Origin of the sequence: Mesorhizobium sp. M7A.F.Ca.US.002.01.1.1, assembly GCF_004022955.1 — a bacterium.
Taxonomy (GTDB): Bacteria; Pseudomonadota; Alphaproteobacteria; order Rhizobiales; family Rhizobiaceae; genus Mesorhizobium; species Mesorhizobium ciceri.
In genome coordinates this window covers 1-1,224 of sequence record NZ_RZQE01000882.1, presented here as the reverse complement: position 1 = coordinate 1,224, position 1,224 = coordinate 1, and the positions used below count along the sequence as shown (strand labels likewise).

The window sequence follows — 1,224 nt, the reverse complement described above, 5'->3', positions numbered from 1 at the left end:
CCCCTGCTCTGACCGATCACGTTCCCTGCTCGTTGAACGGCGCCGGCCGCCACTTCACGACATAGTTCTCGAAGCGGGTGATGATGAACTCCACCACCAGCGCCATGACAGCCAGGATGATCATCGCGGCGAACACGCCATTGGCGTTGAAGGCGCCCTGCGCGGTCGAGATCAGCAGGCCCATGCCTTGCTTGGCGCCGAGGAACTCGCCGACCACCGCGCCGACCAGCGCGAAGCCGAAGCTGACATGCAGGCTGGCGAGGATCCAGCTCATCGCCGAAGGAATGATGACGGTGCGGGTGATCTGGAACGGCGAGGCGCCAAGGATCTGGGCATTGGCGATCATTGCCCTGTCGGCCTCGCGCACACCCTGGAAGGCGTTGGCGAAAACAACGAAGAACACCATCACCACGGCAAGCGCCACCTTGGACGCCATGCCGAGGCCGAGCGCGATGATGAACACCGAGCCGAGCACGACGCGCGGCACCGAATTGGCGATCTTGATGTAGATCGAAAAGACATCCGCCAACAGCCGATTGCGGCCGAGGATGATGCCGGCGGCGATGCCGCCAAGGGCACCGATGACAAAGCCGAGGAAGGTTTCCTCCAGCGTCACGTAGATCTGCAGCCAGAGTGGGCCTTGCGAGGTGCCTTCGGTGATCCACGACCAGATCTGCTGCCAGATGCCAGAAGGGCTGGCGAAGAAGAACGGGTCGATGATGTTGTAGTCGGCGCCGAGTTCCCACAGGCCAAGGAAGACGACCAGGATCGCCAGGCGCAAGGAGATGACAAGCGCGTGGCGGCGGCGCAGCCTTGCCCTCGCCCGGGCTTCGGCAACGGCGATGGAAGCATCGCGGACGGCGGCCTGGTTGGCGGTCGGAGAGATTGCGGTCATGCTGTTTCTCCTTTCAATGTCCGGTCTGCAAGGTCCGGCTCTGGCCGAGCTGCACTTCCTCGCGCAGATCGTTCCAGATCACCTTGGCAATCTCGACGAAGTTCGGGTCGTAGCGGATGTCGGCCATGACGCGCGGGCGCGGCAGGTCGATGCGGTAGACGCTCTTGACCGTGCCCGGCCCAGCGGTGAGCACATAGACCTTGTCGGCCAGCGCCACCGCCTCCTCTAGGTCGTGGGTGACGAAGACAACCGAGGATTTCTGCTCCGACCACAGATCCAGCAATTCGTCCTGCATGGCGGTGCGCGTCTGCATGTCGAGCGCGCTGAAC

At 63.3% G+C, this 1,224-nt stretch carries 1 protein-coding gene and 1 pseudogene; both read right to left on the bottom strand.

Annotated features, from left to right (window positions below; all coding sequences use genetic code 11):
* Positions 1-16: 16 nt before the first annotated feature.
* Positions 17-895: an ABC transporter permease gene (locus tag EN932_RS36395; RefSeq protein WP_013532454.1), complete on the bottom strand. Its 879-nt coding sequence runs from the start codon at positions 893-895 to the stop codon at positions 17-19.
* A gap of 13 nt (positions 896-908) precedes the next feature.
* A pseudogene (locus EN932_RS36390) lies at positions 909-1,224 on the bottom strand (ABC transporter ATP-binding protein); the annotation flags it as partial.

Excerpts from the sequence above, each read along its gene's own strand:
- EN932_RS36395 (WP_013532454.1), bottom strand. The coding sequence starts at position 895 with ATGACCGCAATCTCTCCGACCGCCAACCAGGCCGCCGTCCGCGATGCT.